We start from the raw sequence: 21,761 nt of genomic DNA on the forward strand, positions 1-21,761 counted from the left end.
ATATGAAACTAACGACGGAGAGAGTGGTGTACTGGATGGATACCCGGATTTTTTTTGGTAAAACAGAAGAAGCTGCTCGCCTGCCGATCTATATGACTACGGTTGGATACTGGGAACACCAATATGAAACTGAGCGTCCAGAGGGATTCCCGGATTATCAGATCCACCAGATCATTCATGGTCAGGGGAGACTAATTATACAAGACGAAGAGTACATCGTCGGACCAGGTGACGTTTTCGTGCTGTACCCTGATGTCCCGCATCGATATATGCCCATCAGTGACCGCTGGGAGCTGGCTTGGGTCTCGTTTCAGGGGAGAGAGGCCAGTCAGCTATTATCTTATGCGGGTATTACCGGTTCACGCGTGTGCAGACTCCGGACAGCCACACTGCTGCATGGACTGGAGCAACTTCTGGTTAGAGGTGAGAATGGCAGTGATACGGATTACGCAGATTACGATGTGGAGTGTTCCAAACAATTATATGCTCTGTTGCTGGATCTGAAGCCACTACTCATCGTATCTGCCAACTATAATGATGAACTGGAGCGCTTGAAGCCTGTGCTGCGTTATATCGCAGAGCATCTGGATCGTTCACTGTCGCTGAAGGAACTGGCCGATGTGGCGGTGGTGTCTCCTCAATATTTGTGCAGACTGTTTCAGAAGGCGCTCCATACCAGACCTGTATTTTACGTGAACCAGGAACGGATCAATCGGAGCAAACAGCTCATGTTCAGTGAGAGAGAGCTCCGAATCTATGAAGTTGCTGATCGGGTGGGCTACGAGAATGCCAGTTATTTCTGTGCGATGTTCAAAAGGCATACAGGCATGAGTCCGGAGCGTTTCCGCAAACTGCACGGACTGAATTGATGAAGTTACAATTTCAATGCTCCACTTGCGGTAGGAGCAACAGAGTACACCTCACTTAAATGACATGCCAGATACACCTTCATCCAACCCTCGGAATCGTTCAGATCAACACCTAGAATCTCTTCTATTTTGCGCAGACGCAGGTACAGCGTATTAGTATGAATATGCAGACGTTCGGCTGTGGTTTGCACAGAACGATTCGCGGCAATATAGGTTTTGAGTGTGAGTTCAAGTTCTCCTGACTTTTGCTGTTGAAGAGGAGACAGAATTTCGTGAATGTAGTTCTCGATATCGGACGGTTCCTGATTCAGAAACAGCCGATTGATCCCGATTTCTTCGTAGAGCATCAGGCCCGCTTTGTTTTGTTTCAGCAAAAAGGACAACGAGCGTGTAGCCTCGTCATTGCTTTTGGACACATATTCAAGCCCTTGATATAGCCCACCAATGCCAATGGATAGGGCAGGAGTCTTGGAGGTGGTCCATTTCTCCACGGCCGTTTCCAGCCTGTTGATGATCCAGTGTCTGACCTTTGGCTCGGATGCAGCAGCCAGAATCGTAATTTTGTGATGTGCACTGAACAATAGATGTTCGCGGGTGCCCAGCTCCTTTTCGATAAATCCAATCAACTTGCGCACCCAATTTTCAGTTGTTTTCATATCGGGATGGTCCCCATAGAGCTGCAATTGAGCGACGAACAAGGACTGATGGGCTGGCAACTGAAAGCTGGAAAGTCGGGCCTCCAACTGCTGAGGTTCTCTATACTGCACCAGATCGCTGAAGAAATCATGGTTTTTCCGATAGGACATCTCGGTGAGTGAGTAGGTATTCACCATCTCCAGCATCACAATAGCTCCGCCTTGTTCCAAAATCACATGATCCAACTGGCCTAAAGGATGATCTAATTGGATGGCAAAACAGCCAAGCACCAGAGATCCATTCACAATCGGATACAGGTAATAATCGCTATGATCCGCTTCACCGGATAAGGTGATAGGGTTAAACTGACTGTCCAGAACGGTATAGATATCGAGCTCACTTAGCAAGACACTTTCCGGGATGATCGGGTACCAGTCATTTCTCGCCATGTCCACATAATAGGTGGGGAGCTTCAGCATCGATCCAACCGTCTCAATGATATGTCCAAGGCTCACATGTTCAATGGAAAGTGCCGTGAATTGATTATGGATTTCATTGCGGCTAACGAGATATCGGTTCGTTTCCAGCAGTTCTGAATACATGGTGGCGTTGGAGATGGCAATGGCTGCCTGATCCGCAAACCCCTGCATTACATTCAGATCATGTGGGGCAAATCGTCTGTTTTGTTCAAATTGGTATACCAGCATTACACCGATTTTGTGAGTATTCATTGTCACGGGGACGGCGATAAGTCCTTTTGCCATAATACCGTCAGGCAGTGAACTTACAATGATATCTGCATTCTCCTGACTGACATTGCCCATATCTTTAAAGGCATCATCCGGCGAGCTATACATTCGGCCAATGCCTTCCTCGTATACTTTTCCCGTAATGCCCTCATCCAGCTCGCCCTGATATTGATACACACTATCCTGAAAACCGACCTTGGCTCTAGGAATCATCTTGCCAGAGTCCGGATCAACCATCATGAACAGTCCGCAGGAAAGGGAGGGGATGACATGCAACGCATTCTCCATGATTTTGAGTAACAAGTCGTTCAGCTCCAGGGAACAGGTCAGCTCCCGCAGTCCGGTCAACCATCGATCATTGTGCGCACGTTCCATCTCAATCTGCTGCTTCAGCAGTCCTTCCCGAATCAAAGACTCCAGACGTTCACTCTGTAGCAGAGTAAGTTGCTTCTGGGTATCGATAACCACACGAATGTTGATATTGGACAAAAAAACAAACGTATACCTGAGAATCTTCCAGGAAGACTCGATCTGCTCTTGATCTGTATATTCAGGTACCTCTCCTTCACGCAGCCAGTTATTCCACTGGAAATCATATTCATCCTTAATCCAGATTCCGTACGGAGCAGATCCAAAGACCTGAACCATAAATGAGCGAACCGCATCATGAATCATAGCAAACGTACCCCTTTCGTGTTCACATGGCAAAATGCTTACATATATAACATGATCTTCACTATGCTGTGTAATTTATATTCTATATTGTGTATATCAACATAATTGATATCAGAATGCTGTTGCTATCAACAATGACATTATACATTTGCAACTTATATAATGTCATTAACTTTAACACGATACAATTTCATCGTAGTACAACAGTAGAGAGGTGGAGTACAGATGAGTCAAATTACTGCTTTTGTAGGTGCATTGTTGATTGATGGACAAGGTGGAGAACCTGTTTCCGATAGTGTGGTTCTGGTTGAGAACGGGAAATTCATAGCTGCGGGCGCGAAGGCAACCGTTCCAATTCCGGAACATGCCGAGCTTGTTGATGTAACAGGCAAAACGGTAATGCCCGGATTAATTGATGCTCATGTCCATGTACACGGGGCCAAAAATCTGAATATGGCTGCGGTGGCGCTGGAAGCCAATGAACTTCAGATGGGGAGAGCACTTCAGGATCTGCCGAAGCTAATCAACGCGGGCTTTACAACCGTCAGGGATGTCGGTAGCCATGTTGCTGTATACATTCGCGATCTGATCAAGGAAGGTGTGGTGAAAGGGCCACGGATTAAAACTTCCCGTCATATGCTCTCTCAGACGGGTGGGCATGCAGATATCCATATGATTCCAACGGAACTGAATATCTTCACCGTGTGTGACGGCGTTCCGGAAGTCATTAAGGCAACACGCACGCAGTTCCGTGAAGGGGCGGATTTTATTAAAGTGTGCTCCACAGGCGGGGTACTTTCGGAGAAAGATGACCCTCGCTGGTCGCAATTCCGCATGGATGAGCTGAAGGCAATCGTGTATGAAGCGGAAGCGGTACAGTCTTATGTGGCTGCACATGCGCAAGGTGCACAGGGGATCAAAAATGCGCTGGAAGCGGGCGTACGCACCATTGAACACGGGATCTACATTGATGAAGAAGGCATTGGCATGATGCTGGATCAAAAGGCGGTTCTGGTTCCAACGCTGGCCATTGTACATCGGATCATCAAAGAAGGGCATAAATACGGTGTTCCCGAATTTGGCATCCGCAAAGCCAAAAGTGTATATCAGGAGCATATTGAGAACATGATTATCGCGCGTAAGGCAGGCGTAACCATTGCAGTAGGTACAGATTTCTGCACGTGTGCACCTGTTGAGCATGGCGGGAATGCGCTCGAACTTCGATTGCTTGTTGAAGATGTTGGATTTACGCCGATGGAAGCGATCGTAGCTGCAACGAGAGATGCGGCGAGAGCGATGCAGATGGAAGCGGAGATCGGTACGATTGAGCCTGGCAAAGCTGCTGATCTGCTGGTACTGAATGTGAACCCGTTGACGGATATTGGACTGCTCGAAAACACAGAGAATATCGAACAGGTCTATTTATCAGGTGAACGCTTGAAATAAAATAGATGGTTCTAGTGTACTGAACTGCACTGACAACATAGAGAATGGGGAGAAGCCACCATGTTTAGTCAACCGATATATATCGCCACAGTATTACTTGTTATTTTAGCTATAGGGGAACTGGTTTCGATCTGGTCCAAAGCGCGAATTCCTTCCTTGCTTGTTATTCTGATCGGATATTTGCTGCTGAACTGGGCGGGTTTATTTCCCAAAGGAGTGGTCTCCAGCTCTGCTCTGACGGCGTTCGGGGCTCTCATGGTGGCTCCGCTGATTGTACACATGGGGACATTAATACCGCTGAAATTAATACGTTCCCAATATAAAGCAATACTGATCTCATTGTTTGCATCACTCACGGCGACAGGTCTCATTTTGTTAATCGTATCACCGTTCTATGGTTATCCTACGGCTGTTGCCGGATCAAGTCCGGTTGTCGGTGGCATTATCTCTTATCTGATCACAACCACGAAGTTGCAGGAGATGAACCTGGGTCATCTGATTACAATTCCGGCTGTTATTCTGGGGATTCATTCCCTCGTGGGGATGCCGATTGCAACGAATATGTTGCGCAGATACGCGATAAAATTGCAGAAGCAGGGCGCTTTTGAGAACAAGGTTGCAGGAGAAGGCCAGGTAAACATTAAAGAAGCGAATGCCAAAACATTCCTTCCACAGCGTTTCCAGACCGCACCTATTCTGCTGTTGCTCTTGTTCATTATGGGCAGTCTCTCCATTTATCTGGGCAATGTAACCGGTCTTAGCTACAGTATCTGGGCTCTGTTACTTGGGGTTCTAGGACATCTGATCGGACTGTTCCCATCTCGTATTCTGGATAAAGCAAGTACATCGGGAATTGCGATGATAGGTCTGATCGTAGTCGTTATGACAAGTATGGAGTCGATCACTTTCGATGCGGTGGTGAGTTCCATTATTCCAGTGTTGTTCATTATCGCAATCGGTGTAATTGGGGTGCTGATCGGTGGATTTGTTGGCTCCAAGCTGTTCAAATGGGACCCGCTCAAAGGTCTGCCTGTAGCATTGACTGCACTATTCGGCTTTCCGGGGGACTACATTATCTGTGAGGAAGTAAGCCGTTCGGTTGGACGTGATGAAAATGAACGCAAAGCCATCCTCGATGAGATTTTAACGCCGATGCTGGTAGGTGGATTCACAACGGTCACAACAGCATCCGTGTTGATTGCGTCCATACTAATCAAGACACTTTAGAAAAATTGATGTTCTTTTCATCCCAATTTCAGTTTCCATTAAGGTTGTGAAGGTAAGATAAGTCTTGTAAACCCCTTCTCGTGTTAAATAGATGTGTGACTGGCCCTATCGGATTGTCCTCCGGTAGGGCACTTTTTTTCTTCATTTCTACTGTTGATGGTATGATAGATGAATACATAATGTGTAACCAACTCTAGTGATCGGAGGAGGAATTGTGGATCACAGCCTGCACCCGTTGTTTAAGCCTATTCAGATAAATGGAACGTATCCTAACAGTTATTATGTTGAGAAAATACCTGCTGCCAGCTTGATGGCTTATGTGGCCTGTTATTGGGAATCAGGAACTCTTCCGAACACGCATGCAGATGTTATTTGGGGAGATGGTCGAGAGCCATCAGTGACGAGTGTTCCTGCACGGGTATTGCCGGATGGTTGCACGGATATGCTGATTACATACGACCCGGTCTGTTCAGAGCACTCCTATGCTTACTGCGGCAATTATACACAGCCGTTCGCTGTACCTGAGCGATCCGATGATGGTTCGCCTGCTGGAGATTACACCTTCGGTGTCCGATTCTTTCCAGGTGGAGCGCATGTCTTTCATGGCATGCCTCTGGAATGGTTTACGGATAAGCGAATTGCCCTTCAGGATTGTTGGCCGGAGAAGCTAAACGAGCTTCAGGAGCGGATGGCCGAAACGAATCGTTTTGCAGAGCGGGTAGAGGTTATGAACGCGTACTTGAGTCCATTGTCTGTGCAGGCAAGCACATCTGAGAACGATCTGATGAAAAACGTGCTGCACCGCATCTTTATGGATGGGGGACGTATGACTGTCCAGGAGCTGGCGATGCGTGAAGTGATCAGTGAACGGCAGCTGCATCGCAAGTTCTCGGAGTGGGTCGGAATCAGTCCCAAACGATTCAGTGAGGTGGTTCGGTTTCATCGTGTGCTGAGCGATATTCATCAGGGGAACACGGTAGACTGGGCAATGCTTGCCCAGAATCACGGATTTTTTGACCAAGCCCATTTGATTCGGCAATTTCGCAAGTTTTATGGAGAGACTCCGTTGACGGCAGCCAGAGAGCATGGCAGGATGTTGTCCGATTTGTACAATAGATCTGTAGAACCGTCGGTTATACTTAAATCGTGAGAATAAAAGGTAAGGGAGACATCATATATGAATGGAACATTGCAGATTCGGGATCATTTGTTAAATGAGTTGGAAACAGGCGTACGGACGGGGGCTTCGTTAATTCGCTTGATCCGTTCGGAGGATTGGTCGTATCGTCCACAGGAGAATATGCGTTCATTGGTGGAGCTTGTGCATCACTTTATCCAGATCACGGCATCGGATCTTGCCATTATGCAGGAGAAAGGTGAAGCAGAGGTTGGTCTGGTGGAGAACAGCCTGTCCGGAATCGAGGATATCGAGAAGCTGGAAGCAACGTTGTGGAGCAATTTCGAATCCTACAAAGCATATATCACGGGATTGAGTGAAGAAGATTATTTAAACCGCTCTACCAAAGCTTTCTATATGGAACATGGTCATTTGCAGGCACAATGGCAGATTGAAACGTTAACGCATGTGTTCCATCACCGTTCGCAGCTGTATAACTACCTCAAGCAGCAGGGTCATGAACTGAACTTTTTCATGCTGTATGCCTAATTAAACCTGTAATATTAAAGTAAGCTTAGTTGGCTCCACCGGATGGTCCGGTGGGGCTTTTTTTGCGTACATTCGTCTATCAATCTATGGAGTCTATCAAAATTGGACATTATGACACTGGTAATTCACCGTTGCTTTAATAGATTTCAAGCATAGAATACCGTATCAAAGCAAAAGGAGGTGATTTCAATGGCCGTCCTTTTACCATTACAGTATTACAATCTTCCAGCTGGCGTAGGTAAGTCCTACTACGAAAACTTGGCTGGAGGCACGAATGCCAGCGCTACAGTGAACAACTTTGGACCTTTCCCGGTATCTCTCGTAATAACACGTGTTAATGAACCTGTAGTCACTTACGTTATTCCTGTAAACAGCAGCCTTACCATTTCTGCAGGTGGAGTTCTGGTTTTTGCATTATTAGCAAACCTTGGAGGCGCAGCTTCCGGAACAATTCAATTCGCCGTAGCAGATTTCTAATTGGTGTAATACAGTAGATTAGCCCCTGCCGGACCTGATGTCGGTAGGGGTTATTCTTTTTTTTGGTGGGATCATCTGGATTGAAAGTGATATTATACTAGGGTCTTTATACATATTTGTTTACCCTGCCGGTCATTCGATTAATTTAAGGTATAGGCGGCACGCAGACTTGTGTTGGCATACAGGAGGTTAGTGGATGATGAACAGAACAATCTTATTTGAAACCGAACGGTTGGAATGTGCGACGTGGAACGAAGGGGATCGTGCGCTGGCGTTTGCATTGTGGGGCGATCATGAAGTTGCCAAGTGGATTAGCAGCAAGGGATTTCTGAGCGAGGACGAAGTAGAAGCACGATTAACACAGGAGATTCAAAGGCAGAAGGAAGCGGGTGTGCAATATTGGCCCCTTTTTGAGAAAGAGTCGGAGGTATTTGTCGGTTGCTGTGGCCTCCGTCCATATTCACCAGAAGAGGATATCTATGAACTGGGATTTCATCTAACCCGGGATCACTGGGGGAAAGGGTATGCCCAGGAAGCAGCGCGGGCGGTGATTGAGTATGCCTTTGACGAAATGAACGTGAAGGCACTGTTTGCCGGACATCATCCGGATAACGAAGTATCACGTCACATTCTGATCAAGCTGGGATTTGAGTATACAGGTGACGAACGGTATGAACCGACTGGTAAGATGCATCCATCCTATGCGCTGCAAAGTCCTTAAATATCCTTCCAATATGGACAGGCTTAACATAACAACTTAACGTGAATCCGATCCAAAAGAGGTACGCGGTCCATACTGGATCAGCTCGCTTTTCATGCTTTTTTTATTTCGCTTTCAGCTTCTATTAAGGTAGCAGAGGTATGATAACTCTTGTAAACCCCTTCTCGTGTTAAATAGATGTGTGACTGACCCCGCCGGGCGCCGGTGGGGTATTTTTTTGTTTTATTTTCAAATAAACAAAACTAAACAAAAATAAATAAAAGTTTATTTCTGTGTTTATTATTGACTACCAAAGATAAACAAAGGTATAATGAATGTGAAAAAAGGAACTTACTATGTACGTGGCAAGCCATATTATTTTCAATATAAGGAGAGATTGATTATGAACGTGACCCTTACCAATGAAACAACGCAGGTTGCAGGTTTCCATATCCCATTTGTCCGTGAGATGGCCGAGATTACACAACATATGTGGAAAAATGGCTGGGATGAGCGTAATGGTGGTAATGTCAGCTATCTGCTGGAGGAAGAGGAAGTTGCCCAATATATCGATATCCATCATGTGATTCGCAAGATCAAACCGGCATTTTCGGTGCAGGAGCTGGCAGGCAAGTATTTTATCGTGACGGCATCGGGCAAATATTTCAAAAATGTACTCGCTGATCCCGAGAGCAATCTGGGGGTGCTGCGTGTATCGCAAGATGGACAGGAGTTGGAAGTGCTCTGGGGATTGAAGTCGGGGGCCAACCCAACAAGTGAGTTGCCTACGCATTTCATGAGCCATATTGAACGTTTGAGATTGGATCCCAACCACCGTGTTGTCATGCACAACCACGCCACTCATGTATTGGCGATGACGTTTATCCACGAATTGGATGAAGCAAAATTCACCAAGACCCTCTGGCAGATGTGCACGGAGTGTGTAGTTGTATTCCCGGATGGGATTGGCATTATTCCATGGATGATTCCTGGATCGAATGAGATTGGCCGCGAAACGGCTGAGAAAATGAAAGAATACCACGCGGTCATCTGGCCGCAGCATGGCATCTTCGGAACAGGTACAACGATTGACGAAGCATTTGGTCTGATCGAGACGATTGAGAAGGCAGCTCAAGTGTATATGTTGGTTGCTGGTCACGAGATCCGGCAGAGAATTACGGATGAGCAGCTGACCACACTGGCGCAAGCGTTTGGTGTCACCCCTCGTCCCGGCATTCTGGGCAGTTAAGGGAATCTGGATTGTTTTATAGTCAACGCATAGATCAAGGAAGTGGTCTTTGGTTCATTGAACCGAAGGCCATTTCCTTTTTTTTGACGAACAATCGTCATTTTGGTTCAAAAAAGTTCAAATTGCTGAACAAGAATGGCTTTGTTATCGATTATTGAATCGTAGAATGCATTATCACGCGCTGGCGAAATTCGGGTGAAATGACGTATTGTCAACGGCTCTGCGATTTTGCATAATAACAATGCTTCACAGATGAGAGACGGAAGGAAGTTATGATCATGCTTGGCAAAATGAAGAGAATCTTAATAGGCAAGCCAATGAAATCGGCTGAACTGGATGGAGAAAAATTGGGGAAATGGAAGGCACTCGCCATCCTGTCCTCGGATGCCCTATCGTCCGTTGCCTACGGTACGGAACAGATTTTGCTGGTGCTTGTTGCGGCCGGATTCGCCGCCCTGTGGTACTCTGTTCCGATTTCCATCGCCGTGCTGGGATTACTCGTCATTTTAATTTTTTCCTATCGCCAGACGATATTTGCTTATCCAACAGGGGGCGGCGCTTATATCGTAGCCAAGGATAACCTGGGTACAACATCCAGTCTGATTGCCGGAGGTTCTCTGCTGGTCGATTATATTCTGACCGTTGCGGTAAGTTCGTCCGCAGGCACGGATGCGATTACGTCGGCTTTTCCTATGCTGCATGACTACAGTGTTGTGATTGCACTCATTATGATTGTTTTTCTAACGATTATGAATTTGCGGGGAGTGACGGAGTCAGCGTCTGTGCTGGCGATCCCCATCTATCTATTTATCTTCTCGATTGCGGTTCTGATTATCTCAGGCGGAATCAAATTTCTTGCCGGGGGGATGGACGCAGCTGCACCTGAATTCGGAACAAGTCTATCCCATGTGAGTATCTTTTTGTTACTAAAAGCATTTAGCTCCGGATGTTCTGCGTTGACTGGCGTGGAGGCGGTAAGTAACGCGATCCCGAACTTCAAGCAACCTGCCGAGAAAAATGCTGCCGGTACGCTACTGCTCATGGGTTGTATATTGGGAGCCATGTTCATTGGCATCACGTTGCTGGCTTTCGGTTATGGGGTGAAACCTGATCCCCATGCCACGGTTATTTCCCAGATTGCCGAAGCCACATTTGGCAGAGGGTGGATGTATTTTATCATCCAGGGTGTGACGGCACTGATCCTGTTCCTGGCAGCCAATACGGCGTATTCGGCCTTCCCGTTGTTGTCCTTCATGATGGCCAAAGACAAATATATGCCCCATATGTTCATGGTCAGAGGTGACCGTCTTGGCTTCTCGAACGGGATTATTTTTCTCAGTGTGATGTCTGCGCTGCTGGTGGTCGGGTTCAAAGGGAATACGGAAAGCCTGATTCCGCTCTATGCGGTAGGGGTGTTCATTCCATTTACTCTGTCACAGCTTGGCATGATGATTCGCTGGATCAAAGTCAAACCATCAGGCTGGCAGATGAAACTACTCGTTAATACAGTCGGTATGCTGACTACATTATCGATTACCCTGATCTTTATTTTCACCAAGTTCACGCAGACATGGGTCATCTTTATCTTTTTGCCGCTCGTGGTCTATGTGTTCCTGCGCATTCACCGTCACTATTGCAACATTGCCGATGAGCTGCGGATTGATATTCAGGTCGATAAGCCAGCCAAAAAAGGCAATACCATTGTCATTCCTGTTGCAGGCATTACCCGGGTCGTCATGAATACGATCAGTTACGCCCAGACGATGTCGGATCACGTGGTCGCACTGTACATTGGATTCGATGATGAGGCCATACGCAAAATGGAGCAGAAGTGGGAAGAATGGAATCCAGGCGTTCGTCTGGTTGTGATCAAATCGAGGTACCGTAGCATTATGGGGCCGCTCAAGAAATTCATTGATACCGTAGAGTGGAAAACGGCCGAGACCGATCATATCACCATTCTGATTCCGCAATTCATCACCAAGCACTGGTGGCAAAATGTACTGCACAACCAGACCAGCTTCATGATCCGGGCTTATCTGATTAATTACAAAGACGTGATTGTCACCACGGTGCCATATCATCTTAATCGTTAACTCGAAGGATTAATCGCTTCACCTCGTTTGGAAGATTTACAGATTAATGTAAAATGAGTTACTTTCATTAATAGATAAACGTTCATATTCCATTTACACATAGAACCGCAGGGACATCTCCAAACAGGGGAGTTCTTGCGGTTTTTTGTCGTGAAATCCGATTTGGATTTCGCTTTCAAATTGATGCGCATTTGCGTAAAGCCCCTTGTCCATGATTAACGTTACGTTGATTCAGAACGGATTTTGCTGTGACATTCGACTCTTACACTAGATAACGTGGTGCTGAAGTGGATGTAACATTTCACACACTGAATGCGTGAAACAAGGGGGAAGAAAATCCGATGAGTGAGCTTGATAACCGGATCAGCTTGCCCGCCGCCAAACGGCGCGTATCCGGTACGAGTGAGCGCCGGACAGTCTCGCTGCGTGTGCAGCGAATGCGGGAGAATATGCTGGCCTATGGTTTCCTGGCACCATCGCTGCTTTTGTTTGCAGTGTTTCTGTTTTACCCGATGTTTAAGTCCGTGTACCTCAGTCTGCATTCCACAGATCCGACGGGGCAGATTGCGGCTTACGTGGGACTGGATAACTTCAAGGCGGTGTTCCAGTCGGGACTGTTTATGCAAGGGATGAAAGTGACTTTGCTATTTGTCCTGTTTACAGTGCCTACGGGTATGCTGGCTGCTCTGATTCTGGCTGCACTGACCCACAACCGATTCAAGGGAATGCGTGTGTTCCAATTTGTATTCTCTCTGCCGGTGGTGTTATCCGTCGGTTCGTCAGCGGTCATCTGGAAGTTCCTTTTCCATCCGACCCTGGGCATGCTGAATTATCTGCTTGGCAAAGTAGGCATCGATCCAATTCCTTGGCTTACCAGCCCGGATTGGGCATTGATCTCGATCTCCATCATGACGATCTGGATGAATCTTGGATTCAACTACATTATTCTATCCAGTGGTTTGGCGGGCATCCCGGATGAGATCTACGAGAGCGCCAAGATTGACGGCGCAGGACCATTACTTACGTTTCGCAAAATCTCGATGCCGCTACTGTCACCAACGTTATTCTTTGTTACGGTCGTATCGATCATTGGCGCTTTTCAATCGTTCGGTCAGATCAACATTCTAACCCGGGGTGGCCCGATGGACAGTACGAATGTTTTCGTCTATTCCATCTATCAGGAAGCCTTCGTTAATTTCCGCTTTGGTACAGGTAGTGCGCAGGCACTGATCCTGTTCGTGGTGATTATGCTGCTGACCCTGATCCAGTTCAAATGGGTAGAAAGGAAAGTGCATTACCAATGAGTGCGACATGGACCAAAACGCTGTTGTATGTATTACTGACGATCTGTGCAGCACTTGTGCTGTATCCGGTGATGTACACCTTTTTCATGGCCGTGATGACGCCGGAAGATGCGAGCGCTTATCCGCCGCATATCATTCCGAATTCAATCGATTTGTCCAACTTTAGCGAAGTATTCGATATTGTTCCGATCGGTCGATTTATCGGCAATACCTTTCTTGTCGCAGGACTGACGACGCTTGGTCAATTGATTACAGCGAGTATGGCAGCTTATGCGTTTGCGAAAATGCAGTTCAAAGGCAAAAACGTCATCTTCAGCATGTTTGTCGCAACGATGATGATTCCTTGGGAAGTAACCATGATCCCAAATTACCTCACGGTTCGCAGCTGGGGTTGGCTGGATAGTTATCAAGGGCTTACGGTGCCGTTTCTGGCAACGGCGTTTGGTACATTCCTGTTGAGACAGTTCTTCATGCAACTACCCAAGGAATTGTTCGAGGCTGCGAGGATCGACGGTTGTGGTCATATTCGCTATTTCATATCGCACGTCTTGCCATTGTCCCGTCCGGCACTTGGAACACTGGCAATCTATTCATTCCTAAGCATGTACAATTCGTATCTCTGGCCGCTGCTGGTGACAAATACACCGGAAATGAGAACCGCACAGATCGGAATCTCGATGCTGGAGTTCCAGGAATCCACAGCGTGGAATCTGGTATTTGCCGGAACAGCGATGGTCATTCTACCATCCTTACTGCTATTGATTTTCGGTTTGAAACAGCTTGTCCGCGGAATGGCCGCAGGCGCGCTGAAGGGGTGAGGAGAGAAAGCTTTACAAGTGTTTAAGTGAATGGAAGTGGAAGTTTAAAAGGTTTTGAATTAAACCTTGTATCTTCGAACAAGGTCTAAGGTTTGGATACCAGGAGCGAATAAACAAGGCTCGCCTATCAATAAGTCTTTGCAGAGCTGCAAAAGCAGTGAAGGAGAAGAATCGATTCTGAAGAAGCGAAGCTACAAGCTTTCTGCAAGAAAGCTACTTCGTAAGCATTAACTCGCCTTTATCACCGGATTTTCCCCTTTGAAAGGGAGAATGAAAAAAATCCGGGGGTAACAGCGATCAAAAGAACGATTCATATCCGGAACGGCCACCTTGTAGCACCCAAAGCACTTATGTTGAAGCGAGCCATATAAAAGGAGAGCGATTTCGTTTGAAAAAAAGAGGAACATTTGCATTCATGCTGGCTGCACTCATGTTGGTCATCTCCGCTTGCGGAACGAAAGCAGAAACAAGTAGCCCGGCAAGTGGCGCACCAGCAGAAGCGGCTGCAGCTGAAACAACACAATTGACGTGGTGGCACTCCATGTCTGGAGCAGGGGAGAAAGCCATTAATCAACTCGCTTCCGACTTTAACGCTAGCCATCCAGAGATTCAGGTGAAGCCCATCTATCAAGGGAAGTATGATGAAAGTCTGAACAAACTCAAAGCATCCATGGGCTCAGACAGCGGTCCAGACATTATCCAGGTCTACGAGATCGGTAGCAAGTTCATGATCGATTCGGGCATGATTACGCCAGTACAACAGTTCATCGACAAGGATCAGTTCGACCTGTCCCAACTGGAGCCAAACATCATCCGATACTACACGATCGATGGCAAATTGAACGCGATGCCGTTTAACACATCGAACCCGATTCTGTACTACAACAAGGATATGTTCAAAGCAGCAGGTTTGGACCCGGAGAACCCGCCGAAGACGTATGAAGAGTTTGAACAAGCAGCAAAAGCACTGGCGAAAGACGGTAAGCCAGGAGCATCCATGGCGATCTACGGCTGGTTCATGGAACAGTTCTTTGCGAACCAGAATGCAGATTATGTAAACAATGGAAACGGAAGAACCGAAGCAGCTACAGAGTCAATGTTGAACTCCGAAGCTGGAGTGAAGACATTAACGTGGTGGAAAAAGATGATTGACGAGAAAACCCTCTCCAATCTGGGACGTAGCACAGACGATACGACAGCAGCATTTACCGCACAGCAAATCGGTATGACCCTCGATTCCACGGCTGGCCTGCGCAAAATCGTAGAAGGTTCAGGTGGCAAGTTTGAACTGGGAACAGGCTTCCTGCCTCGTCCAGCGGATGCCAAAGAAGGCGGCGTTGTAGTGGGTGGAGCAAGCTTGTACATCATGAATAACAAATCCGAAGCACAACAGCAAGCGGCATGGGAGTTCATCAAGTACTTGGCTACACCAGAGGTACAAGCGAACTGGAGCGTTGCGACAGGATACTTCCCTATTACGACAGCAGCCTACAATGAGCAAGTATTAAAAGATAATATGGCGAAGTACCCGCAATTCCAGACAGCAGTCGACCAATTGCACGCTTCCGCGGATTCGACAGCAACATCCGGGGCATTAATGGGTGTATTCCCAGAAGCCAGACAACTTGTCGAAGGAGCAATTGAAACGGTCTTGAATGGACAAGGTACACCACAGGAAGCATTGGATGCCGCAGCCAAACAAATTACAGACAAGATTGCGCAATATAACAGTACGGTGAAGAAATAATTGTAAGGTAATTTCAAAATAAAGATGCGGCGATCAATCCTGATCGTCGCATGTTTGTGATTATGGTTATTTTAATTTGTAAGACTTAAGTTTGATTTTTTATCATGAATGGAGTCATAGGTGTTATCACAAAATGTCGAAAGAAGATATAGTACACACCATTAGTGTTAGTTTAACTAACATTAATTAGTTGTTTGTGCACAGGTATGGGAGATATAAGGTTCAAAAAGTCGCATTTAGGACCTATTATTAGTCCTATTTGAAAGAAAATGATATGATTTAGTTTATTTTTGTAATGTTTATGTTCTATTTTCTTTCATAACGAAGAAATATTGTTTACACCAGTCTGTTATTCAGTTATCTTATATTTGAACTAATGTACAAGCTGGCTGAACAAATGATTGCCAAGTTGAAAACATGGGGGTAGGACGAATGAACAACAAGCAAGTGAAACGTTGGGCACAAGGGTTTCTGGTTTTCGTTCTTGTCGTTACAGGTGCAGCACCAATAGGTGGATTAAGTAGCACCGTATATGCTGATGAGGAAAGTGTAGTAACGGAACAGCCGCAAACAAGTGATCAGGAGACCTCCACACCGGATGCTGTCCCAACCGAAGAATCGCCAGACCTGGAGGGGACAGAGTCACCGAGTAACGAAGATGATCATTTGGATGGAACTGAAAGTGAGGAACCAGCTGAGACGGATAACTCAGAAGTGCAGGAAGCAGACGGGAATGGAATCATATCCATTGCTGATGCGCGAGTCCTTGCACCAAATACAAATGTAGCCGTTTCAGGTGTCGTAACGTACAGTGAACTCTCCGGAGAATTCACGAATTATTATATTCAGGACGAAGAAGCTGGCATTGTAGTCCGAGCGAAGAATCAAGTTGACGTGGGGGATCGCATTGAAGTGTATGGTCCAATTACCCACTACAGCGGACTCGTCCAGATCGAGAAGGATAAGTCAGGTTTTACCGAAGGATACATGAAGGTAATTGAGCAAAATGTAACACTCCCCGGACCCAAAAATATGGTGTCCACAGACTTTGTCAGACCAGCAGATCAAAGTAACAAAGGTCCGGGCGAAAAGTATGAGGGAATGTTTGTCGAAGTAAGAGATATTCAGGTAACACGGGGCAGTAGTTCGACGTTCTACGCTACGGATAGTCATGGTGCTGAGATGACGATTTATGCCAAAAACTCTCCTACCGCGCTAACTGTCGGCAAAACCTACGAATATGTGCAAGGTGTTCTCACGTTCCATACAAACTATGGTTTGGAACTGATTCCGCGAACAGCAGCGGATGTTGTAGAAAATAGCCTGTCTGTGATGGCAAGTGTTCCATCCGGCGGGATTCCCCGTAACAATGAAGTCACATTAACCTCTCCAGCCAAGGGTGCGATTGTACATTTCACAACGGATAATACAGAGCCTACTTCTTCTTCCACCGTGTATAGTAGTCCATTAGTGATTGATCAAGACATTGTAATCAAGGCTGTTGCCATTCTTAATGGACAATCCAGTGCAGTGTACACCTTTACGTATCAAGTACTTCCTGATAAAGAAAACTTGCGTATCCATGATATTCAGGGCGCAGGACATACCTCTGTTTTTAACGGATACGATGTTAAGGATATCGAAGGTATTGTTACTTCCGTCAGTACAAGCAGTTTTTACATGCAAGAGCTTCCAGGTGAGATTGACGATGATGTTCGAACCTCCGAAGCCATTCAGGTATATAAACCGAGTCATGGGGTTATCGTTGGCAACCAGGTGAAGGTATCCGGCAAAGTTACGGAATATGGGGCGGTTAACGAATTAACCACCACGCAAATTACGGCAAATACCATTGTAAAAGTGCTAGATAAAGTTGACCTACCTGCACCCGTGAAGTTGGGTGTCAATGGACGTATCATTCCAACAGTCATTGACTCGGACTCTTTTGCAGAATTTAATCCCGAGACGGATGCGATAGACTTTTATGAAAGCCTGGAAGGCATGCGTGTTGAACTGGAAAAGCCTGAAATTATAGGTCCTTACTCCAGTCAACCGGGTCTGGCTGTTGTTGTGGACAATGGTGAGAACAATCCACTTCGCACACCTAATGGTGGTGTTATTCTGACTGATAACAAGAAAGATATGAATGAGAGTGATCTCAATCCACAGCGTCTGTTTATCAGCAAGAAACCTTCCAAAGCAGTAAAAACAGGTGACAAATTGGATGGTAATGTAATCGGAGTGATGACATACTCTGGCGGTAATTTCAAGGTGAGTCCTGAAGGGAATTTGCCAGCAGTCATCCTTGGAGAAACGAAACAAGCGACTACTTCCATTGAACTAGCGGCAGATAAACTGACTATTGCCACGTTTAATGTGGAGAACTTCAGCAAAAAAGATGCAACGCGAGCCAATAAAATCGGCAAGATCGTCGTGGATAATCTGAAAACGCCAGACATCATTGGCATTATGGAAGTTCAGGATAACGATGGCGATGCCGACACAGGTACAACAGCAGCTAATGAGAGTTTTCAGACGCTAATTGATGCAATTAAAGCAAACAACGGACCAACATATCGATATAGTGAGATCTCTCCGGAAAATAACAAGGATGGCGGAGCACCAGGTGCCAATATTCGTGTAGGGTTTCTGTATCAACCGAATCGTGTATCCTTGGCTACTGGTATCGGAAAAGGAAATGCTACGACAGCGATCACAGTCAAAGCTGACGGCAGTCTCTCCAATAATCCGGGGCGTATTGCACCAGGTGACGAGGCGTTCGCCAGCTCACGCAAACCGCTTGCCGCTGAATTTGAATTCAATGGTGAACGTGTAGTGGTGATTGCCAACCACTTCAATTCCAAAGGTGGAGACCTGAAACCTTTTGGAAGCATACAGCCTGCGATTCGAAGCAGTGAAGTTCAACGTGCGAAGCAAGCTGCGTTAGTGAATGGGTTTGTGAAGGAGTTACTGAACAAAGACCCTGAGGTCAATGTCGCTGTTCTCGGCGATTTCAATGATTTCCAATTCTCGAATACCTTGAACATTGTTGAAGGTAATGAGCTGGATAATTTGGTAAACGAACTGCCAGAAAATCAGCGGTATTCCTACATCTATGATGGAAACTCTCAGACACTGGATCACATTTTGGTGAGTAAAAACCTGACTGAGACGGCAGCCATTGAAGTGGTACATGTGAATGCCGATTTTGAGACAGCAGATGGACGAGTGAGCGACCATGATCCACTGCTTGCACAATTGAGTATTGGAGATCCAGTGGAAGAAGGGGACTTCAACCTGCGCGTACTACACACGAATGATACGCATGCACATCTGGATAACATCCCGCGCCGAGTAACGGCAATTAAGGAAGCACGCAATGATAATACCCTGGTGCTGGATGCAGGGGACGTATTCTCTGGTACATTGTACTTCAATCTGTTTAATGGTTTGGCTGATCTGGAGTTCATGAACATGATCGGATATGATGCGATGACCTTTGGTAACCATGAGTTTGATAAAGGTCCAAGCGTACTGAAAGCATTTATTGAAAAAGCAGAGTTCCCGTTTGTAAGTGCTAATATTGATTATTCAAAGGATGCGAGCTTGAGTGGTTTGTACAACAATAGCATCGGTGATCCGGGTGAGAAAGCCGAAATCTATCCGGCGATTATTACGGCAGTGAATGGCGAGCGAGTCGGTATTTTCGGACTGACGACACCGGACACGGTATCTCTTTCTTCACCGGGAGATGACTTGAAGTTTCTCGATTATAAGGCAAGTGCACAAGCAACTGTACAGATGCTGCAAAATGAAGGTATCAATAAAATCATTGCTTTGACTCACCTTGGCTACTCAGAGGATCTCAAATTAGCTGAAGCCGTGGAAGGGATCGATATTGTAGTAGGTGGTCATTCACACACCATTCTGAAGGAACCGATTGTTGTGGGCAGCCAAGATGAGCCAACATTGGTTGTGCAAACTGGGGAATATGACGTTTCTCTTGGTCAATTGGATGTTACGTTTGATGAAGCAGGTATATTGAAGAAGTGGAACGGCAAATTGTTGAGTCTGGATGCGAAAGATGCTGCCAACCAATTCATCTATGCTGATGACGTGGAAGCCGCAAACAAGCTGAAAGAATATGCTCCTCAGTTGGAACAGTTCAAGAAAACGATTATCGGTAAAACGAATGTCTTCCTGGATGGAGAACGTAGCACTGTACGGAAACAGGAAACCAATTTAGGAAACCTGATGACAGACGGTATGCTGGAGAAAGTGAAATCTATTGTGAAGGAAAAAGACGTCAAAGGATATGTCGCTATCCAAAACGGTGGAGGTATTCGGGCTTCACTCCAAAAAGGAGACATTACTCTGGAAAACCTGCTGAATGTTTTGTCATTCGGTAATAACCTGTCTGCTTTGAAAATGACAGGCAAGGAAATCACAGCAGCGCTGGAAAATGGCGTTAGTGGTGTGGAAACGGGAGAAGGGCGCTTCCCGCAAGTGGCAGGCATGCGTTTCTATTACGATTCCACGAAACCAGGCGAAAAAATTGATGCAACGACCAATACCGTGACCCAAGTGGGTCAACGTGTGGTCAAAGTTCAGATTAAGAATGCAGATGGTACGTACTCGGATATCGATCCGAACGGATACTATATCGTCGCTACCAATTCATTCATGGCTAACGGTGGAGACTTCTATCGTGCTATGAGAACGGCAAAAGATGATAATCGATTCTACGAATTGAATCTGGTCGATTATGAAATCTTCCATGAACATCTGGACCGTGTAGGTACAGTTGATCAAAAGACGGAAGGACGTAGTACGGATCTGAAGGGCACGACACTTCCGGGGGACGGAAATGGAAGCACTCCTGGTAATGGTGGCGGCAATAATGGAAGTAATCCGGGCAGTGGTAACAGTGGTGGAGGTTCTACAACACCTACTCCACCTGTAACTCCGACTACACCAACCAACCCTACAAACCCAACTACGCCAAGCGTTCCGGGTAATGGAGGAAATCCTAATCCAACCACACCGGTTGTAGACATGAAGGACATCGGAAATCACTGGGCAGCTGCTGCCATTGAGCAGGCCATTTCCCGGGGAATTGTGAACGGGTATCAGGATGGTAATTTCCGTCCGAATGCACCAGCCACACGCGCCGAATTCATTGTGATGTTGGGCAGAGCATTTGAACTTCCAGCCAGCAACAAGGCATTGACGTTTAAGGATGCTGCTGGGATACCTGCATGGGCGCAATCCTTTATTGCTCAGGCAGTGGATCAAGGCATCATTAGTGGATATACGGATGATACGTTCCGTTCATCAGGCAAAGTATCGCGGGTAGAGATGACAGTTATGCTCGTCAGAGCACTCGGTCTCCCAGTACAGTCGAATCCGGCACTGAGTTTCGCGGACGCCGATAAAGTACCGGCGTGGGCTGTTCCATATATCGCTGCTGCATATGATGCAGGACTGGTGAAGGGAACAGGGAAGAATATGTTTAATCCACTCGCCGAAGCAACCCGTGCTGAAGTGGTGACTATGCTATTGTCGGCAAGCGAATTACAAAAGCAATAAAACGTATAATACAGACGAAACAGAACAGCTTGCAGACTTCCATCTGCAAGCTGTTTTTTTCTAGGGCGTTTCTGAAAACTCCGAAGGAAGTAGATTTTGCCGAATTTTCGTTCCAAGCAAGGAAGTTTTCTGCAGGCGTGCCGGGGCACGTCAAGGGAAAGTGACGCAGCAGGGGGCGAAAAGGCGGTGAAAGATGCACTTCAGCGAGTTTTGAGATACGCCCAATTAATGCCTGTTAATTTTCGCCAAGTGAAGGTATAGTAGACAGGATTATATTGAAGGAGTGTTGACGTAATGCAAGAACAACCTGTTTTAATCGCACTATTTGCCATAGCGGCAGGGATTTTTAGTTTGCTCGGAGGAATCAACAACTGGGACTGGTTTATGAAGAGCTTTAGAGCAGGAATTTTTGTGAAGACTATTGGACGACAGGGCGCAAGAGTGGTGTATGGTATTCTCGGTGTTGTCATGATTGTCATTGGTGTACTACTGTTGCTGATCGGATAGTTGTTG

Annotated in this window: 15 protein-coding genes; 14 read left to right on the plus strand and 1 reads right to left on the minus strand. The window is 46.4% G+C overall.

Features of this window, described 5'->3' with window-relative positions; genetic code table 11:
- Positions 1 to 2 precede the first annotated feature (2 nt).
- Positions 3 to 869 carry an AraC family transcriptional regulator gene (locus tag NYE45_RS06490; RefSeq protein WP_340016086.1) on the plus strand — a complete coding sequence of 289 codons (867 nt, stop codon included), beginning with the start codon at positions 3 to 5 and terminating at the stop codon, positions 867 to 869.
- Between the two features lie 5 nt (positions 870 to 874).
- On the opposite strand, the gene NYE45_RS06495 is transcribed toward NYE45_RS06490, so the two are convergent.
- Positions 875 to 2,929, minus strand: a complete 2,055-nt coding sequence (locus NYE45_RS06495; protein WP_340016087.1) for a helix-turn-helix domain-containing protein — start codon at positions 2,927 to 2,929, stop codon at positions 875 to 877.
- A gap of 225 nt (positions 2,930 to 3,154) precedes the next feature.
- Between NYE45_RS06495 and NYE45_RS06500 the strand changes: the two genes are divergently transcribed.
- The 13 genes from NYE45_RS06500 (at position 3,155) to NYE45_RS06560 (ending at position 21,755) form a co-directional block, all read left to right on the plus strand.
- Positions 3,155 to 4,375, plus strand: coding sequence for an amidohydrolase family protein (locus NYE45_RS06500; RefSeq protein ID WP_145146444.1), 1,221 nt, complete (start codon positions 3,155 to 3,157; stop codon positions 4,373 to 4,375).
- Between the two features lie 60 nt (positions 4,376 to 4,435).
- Complete coding sequence (locus NYE45_RS06505) at positions 4,436 to 5,602, plus strand: hypothetical protein (RefSeq protein WP_340016088.1); 1,167 nt, start codon at positions 4,436 to 4,438, stop codon at positions 5,600 to 5,602.
- 214 nt (positions 5,603 to 5,816) lie between these two features.
- A complete protein-coding gene (locus NYE45_RS06510; RefSeq protein ID WP_340016089.1) occupies positions 5,817 to 6,752 on the plus strand; it encodes a helix-turn-helix domain-containing protein in 936 nt (311 codons plus the stop codon).
- A 27-nt stretch (positions 6,753 to 6,779) separates the two neighbouring features.
- Positions 6,780 to 7,268, plus strand: a complete 489-nt coding sequence (locus tag NYE45_RS06515; protein WP_264931893.1) for a DinB family protein — start codon at positions 6,780 to 6,782, stop codon at positions 7,266 to 7,268.
- 189 nt (positions 7,269 to 7,457) lie between these two features.
- Entirely contained in the window at positions 7,458 to 7,745 is a 288-nt protein-coding gene (locus NYE45_RS06520; protein ID WP_340016090.1) for a hypothetical protein, read from the plus strand.
- Between the two features lie 196 nt (positions 7,746 to 7,941).
- Complete coding sequence (locus tag NYE45_RS06525) at positions 7,942 to 8,466, plus strand: GNAT family N-acetyltransferase (protein WP_082762680.1); 525 nt, start codon at positions 7,942 to 7,944, stop codon at positions 8,464 to 8,466.
- 382 nt (positions 8,467 to 8,848) lie between these two features.
- A complete protein-coding gene (gene rhaD, locus NYE45_RS06530; RefSeq protein WP_340016091.1) occupies positions 8,849 to 9,694 on the plus strand; it encodes a rhamnulose-1-phosphate aldolase in 846 nt (281 codons plus the stop codon).
- A gap of 278 nt (positions 9,695 to 9,972) precedes the next feature.
- Positions 9,973 to 11,790 carry an APC family permease gene (locus NYE45_RS06535; protein WP_145146449.1) on the plus strand — a complete coding sequence of 606 codons (1,818 nt, stop codon included), beginning with the start codon at positions 9,973 to 9,975 and terminating at the stop codon, positions 11,788 to 11,790.
- A gap of 341 nt (positions 11,791 to 12,131) precedes the next feature.
- Positions 12,132 to 13,094 carry a sugar ABC transporter permease gene (locus tag NYE45_RS06540; protein ID WP_062833088.1) on the plus strand — a complete coding sequence of 321 codons (963 nt, stop codon included), beginning with the start codon at positions 12,132 to 12,134 and terminating at the stop codon, positions 13,092 to 13,094.
- Positions 13,091 to 13,912 (plus strand): carbohydrate ABC transporter permease, encoded by an 822-nt coding sequence (locus NYE45_RS06545; RefSeq protein ID WP_036669010.1) that lies wholly within the window; start codon positions 13,091 to 13,093, stop codon positions 13,910 to 13,912. The genes NYE45_RS06540 and NYE45_RS06545 overlap by 4 nt, the downstream gene beginning before the upstream one ends.
- Positions 13,913 to 14,300: 388 nt before the next feature.
- The gene (locus NYE45_RS06550) at positions 14,301 to 15,659 is read left to right on the plus strand and encodes an ABC transporter substrate-binding protein (RefSeq protein ID WP_340016092.1); all 1,359 of its coding nucleotides are present in this window, start codon (positions 14,301 to 14,303) and stop codon (positions 15,657 to 15,659) included.
- 432 nt (positions 15,660 to 16,091) lie between these two features.
- The gene (locus tag NYE45_RS06555; protein ID WP_340016093.1) at positions 16,092 to 21,248 is read left to right on the plus strand and encodes an S-layer homology domain-containing protein; all 5,157 of its coding nucleotides are present in this window, start codon (positions 16,092 to 16,094) and stop codon (positions 21,246 to 21,248) included.
- Between the two features lie 294 nt (positions 21,249 to 21,542).
- The gene (locus NYE45_RS06560; protein ID WP_076216916.1) at positions 21,543 to 21,755 is read left to right on the plus strand and encodes an immunity 17 family protein; all 213 of its coding nucleotides are present in this window, start codon (positions 21,543 to 21,545) and stop codon (positions 21,753 to 21,755) included.
- Positions 21,756 to 21,761 lie beyond the last annotated feature (6 nt).

This window comes from Paenibacillus sp. FSL K6-1318 (assembly GCF_037976905.1).
In the GTDB taxonomy this organism is placed as follows: domain Bacteria; phylum Bacillota; class Bacilli; order Paenibacillales; family Paenibacillaceae; genus Paenibacillus; species Paenibacillus amylolyticus_A.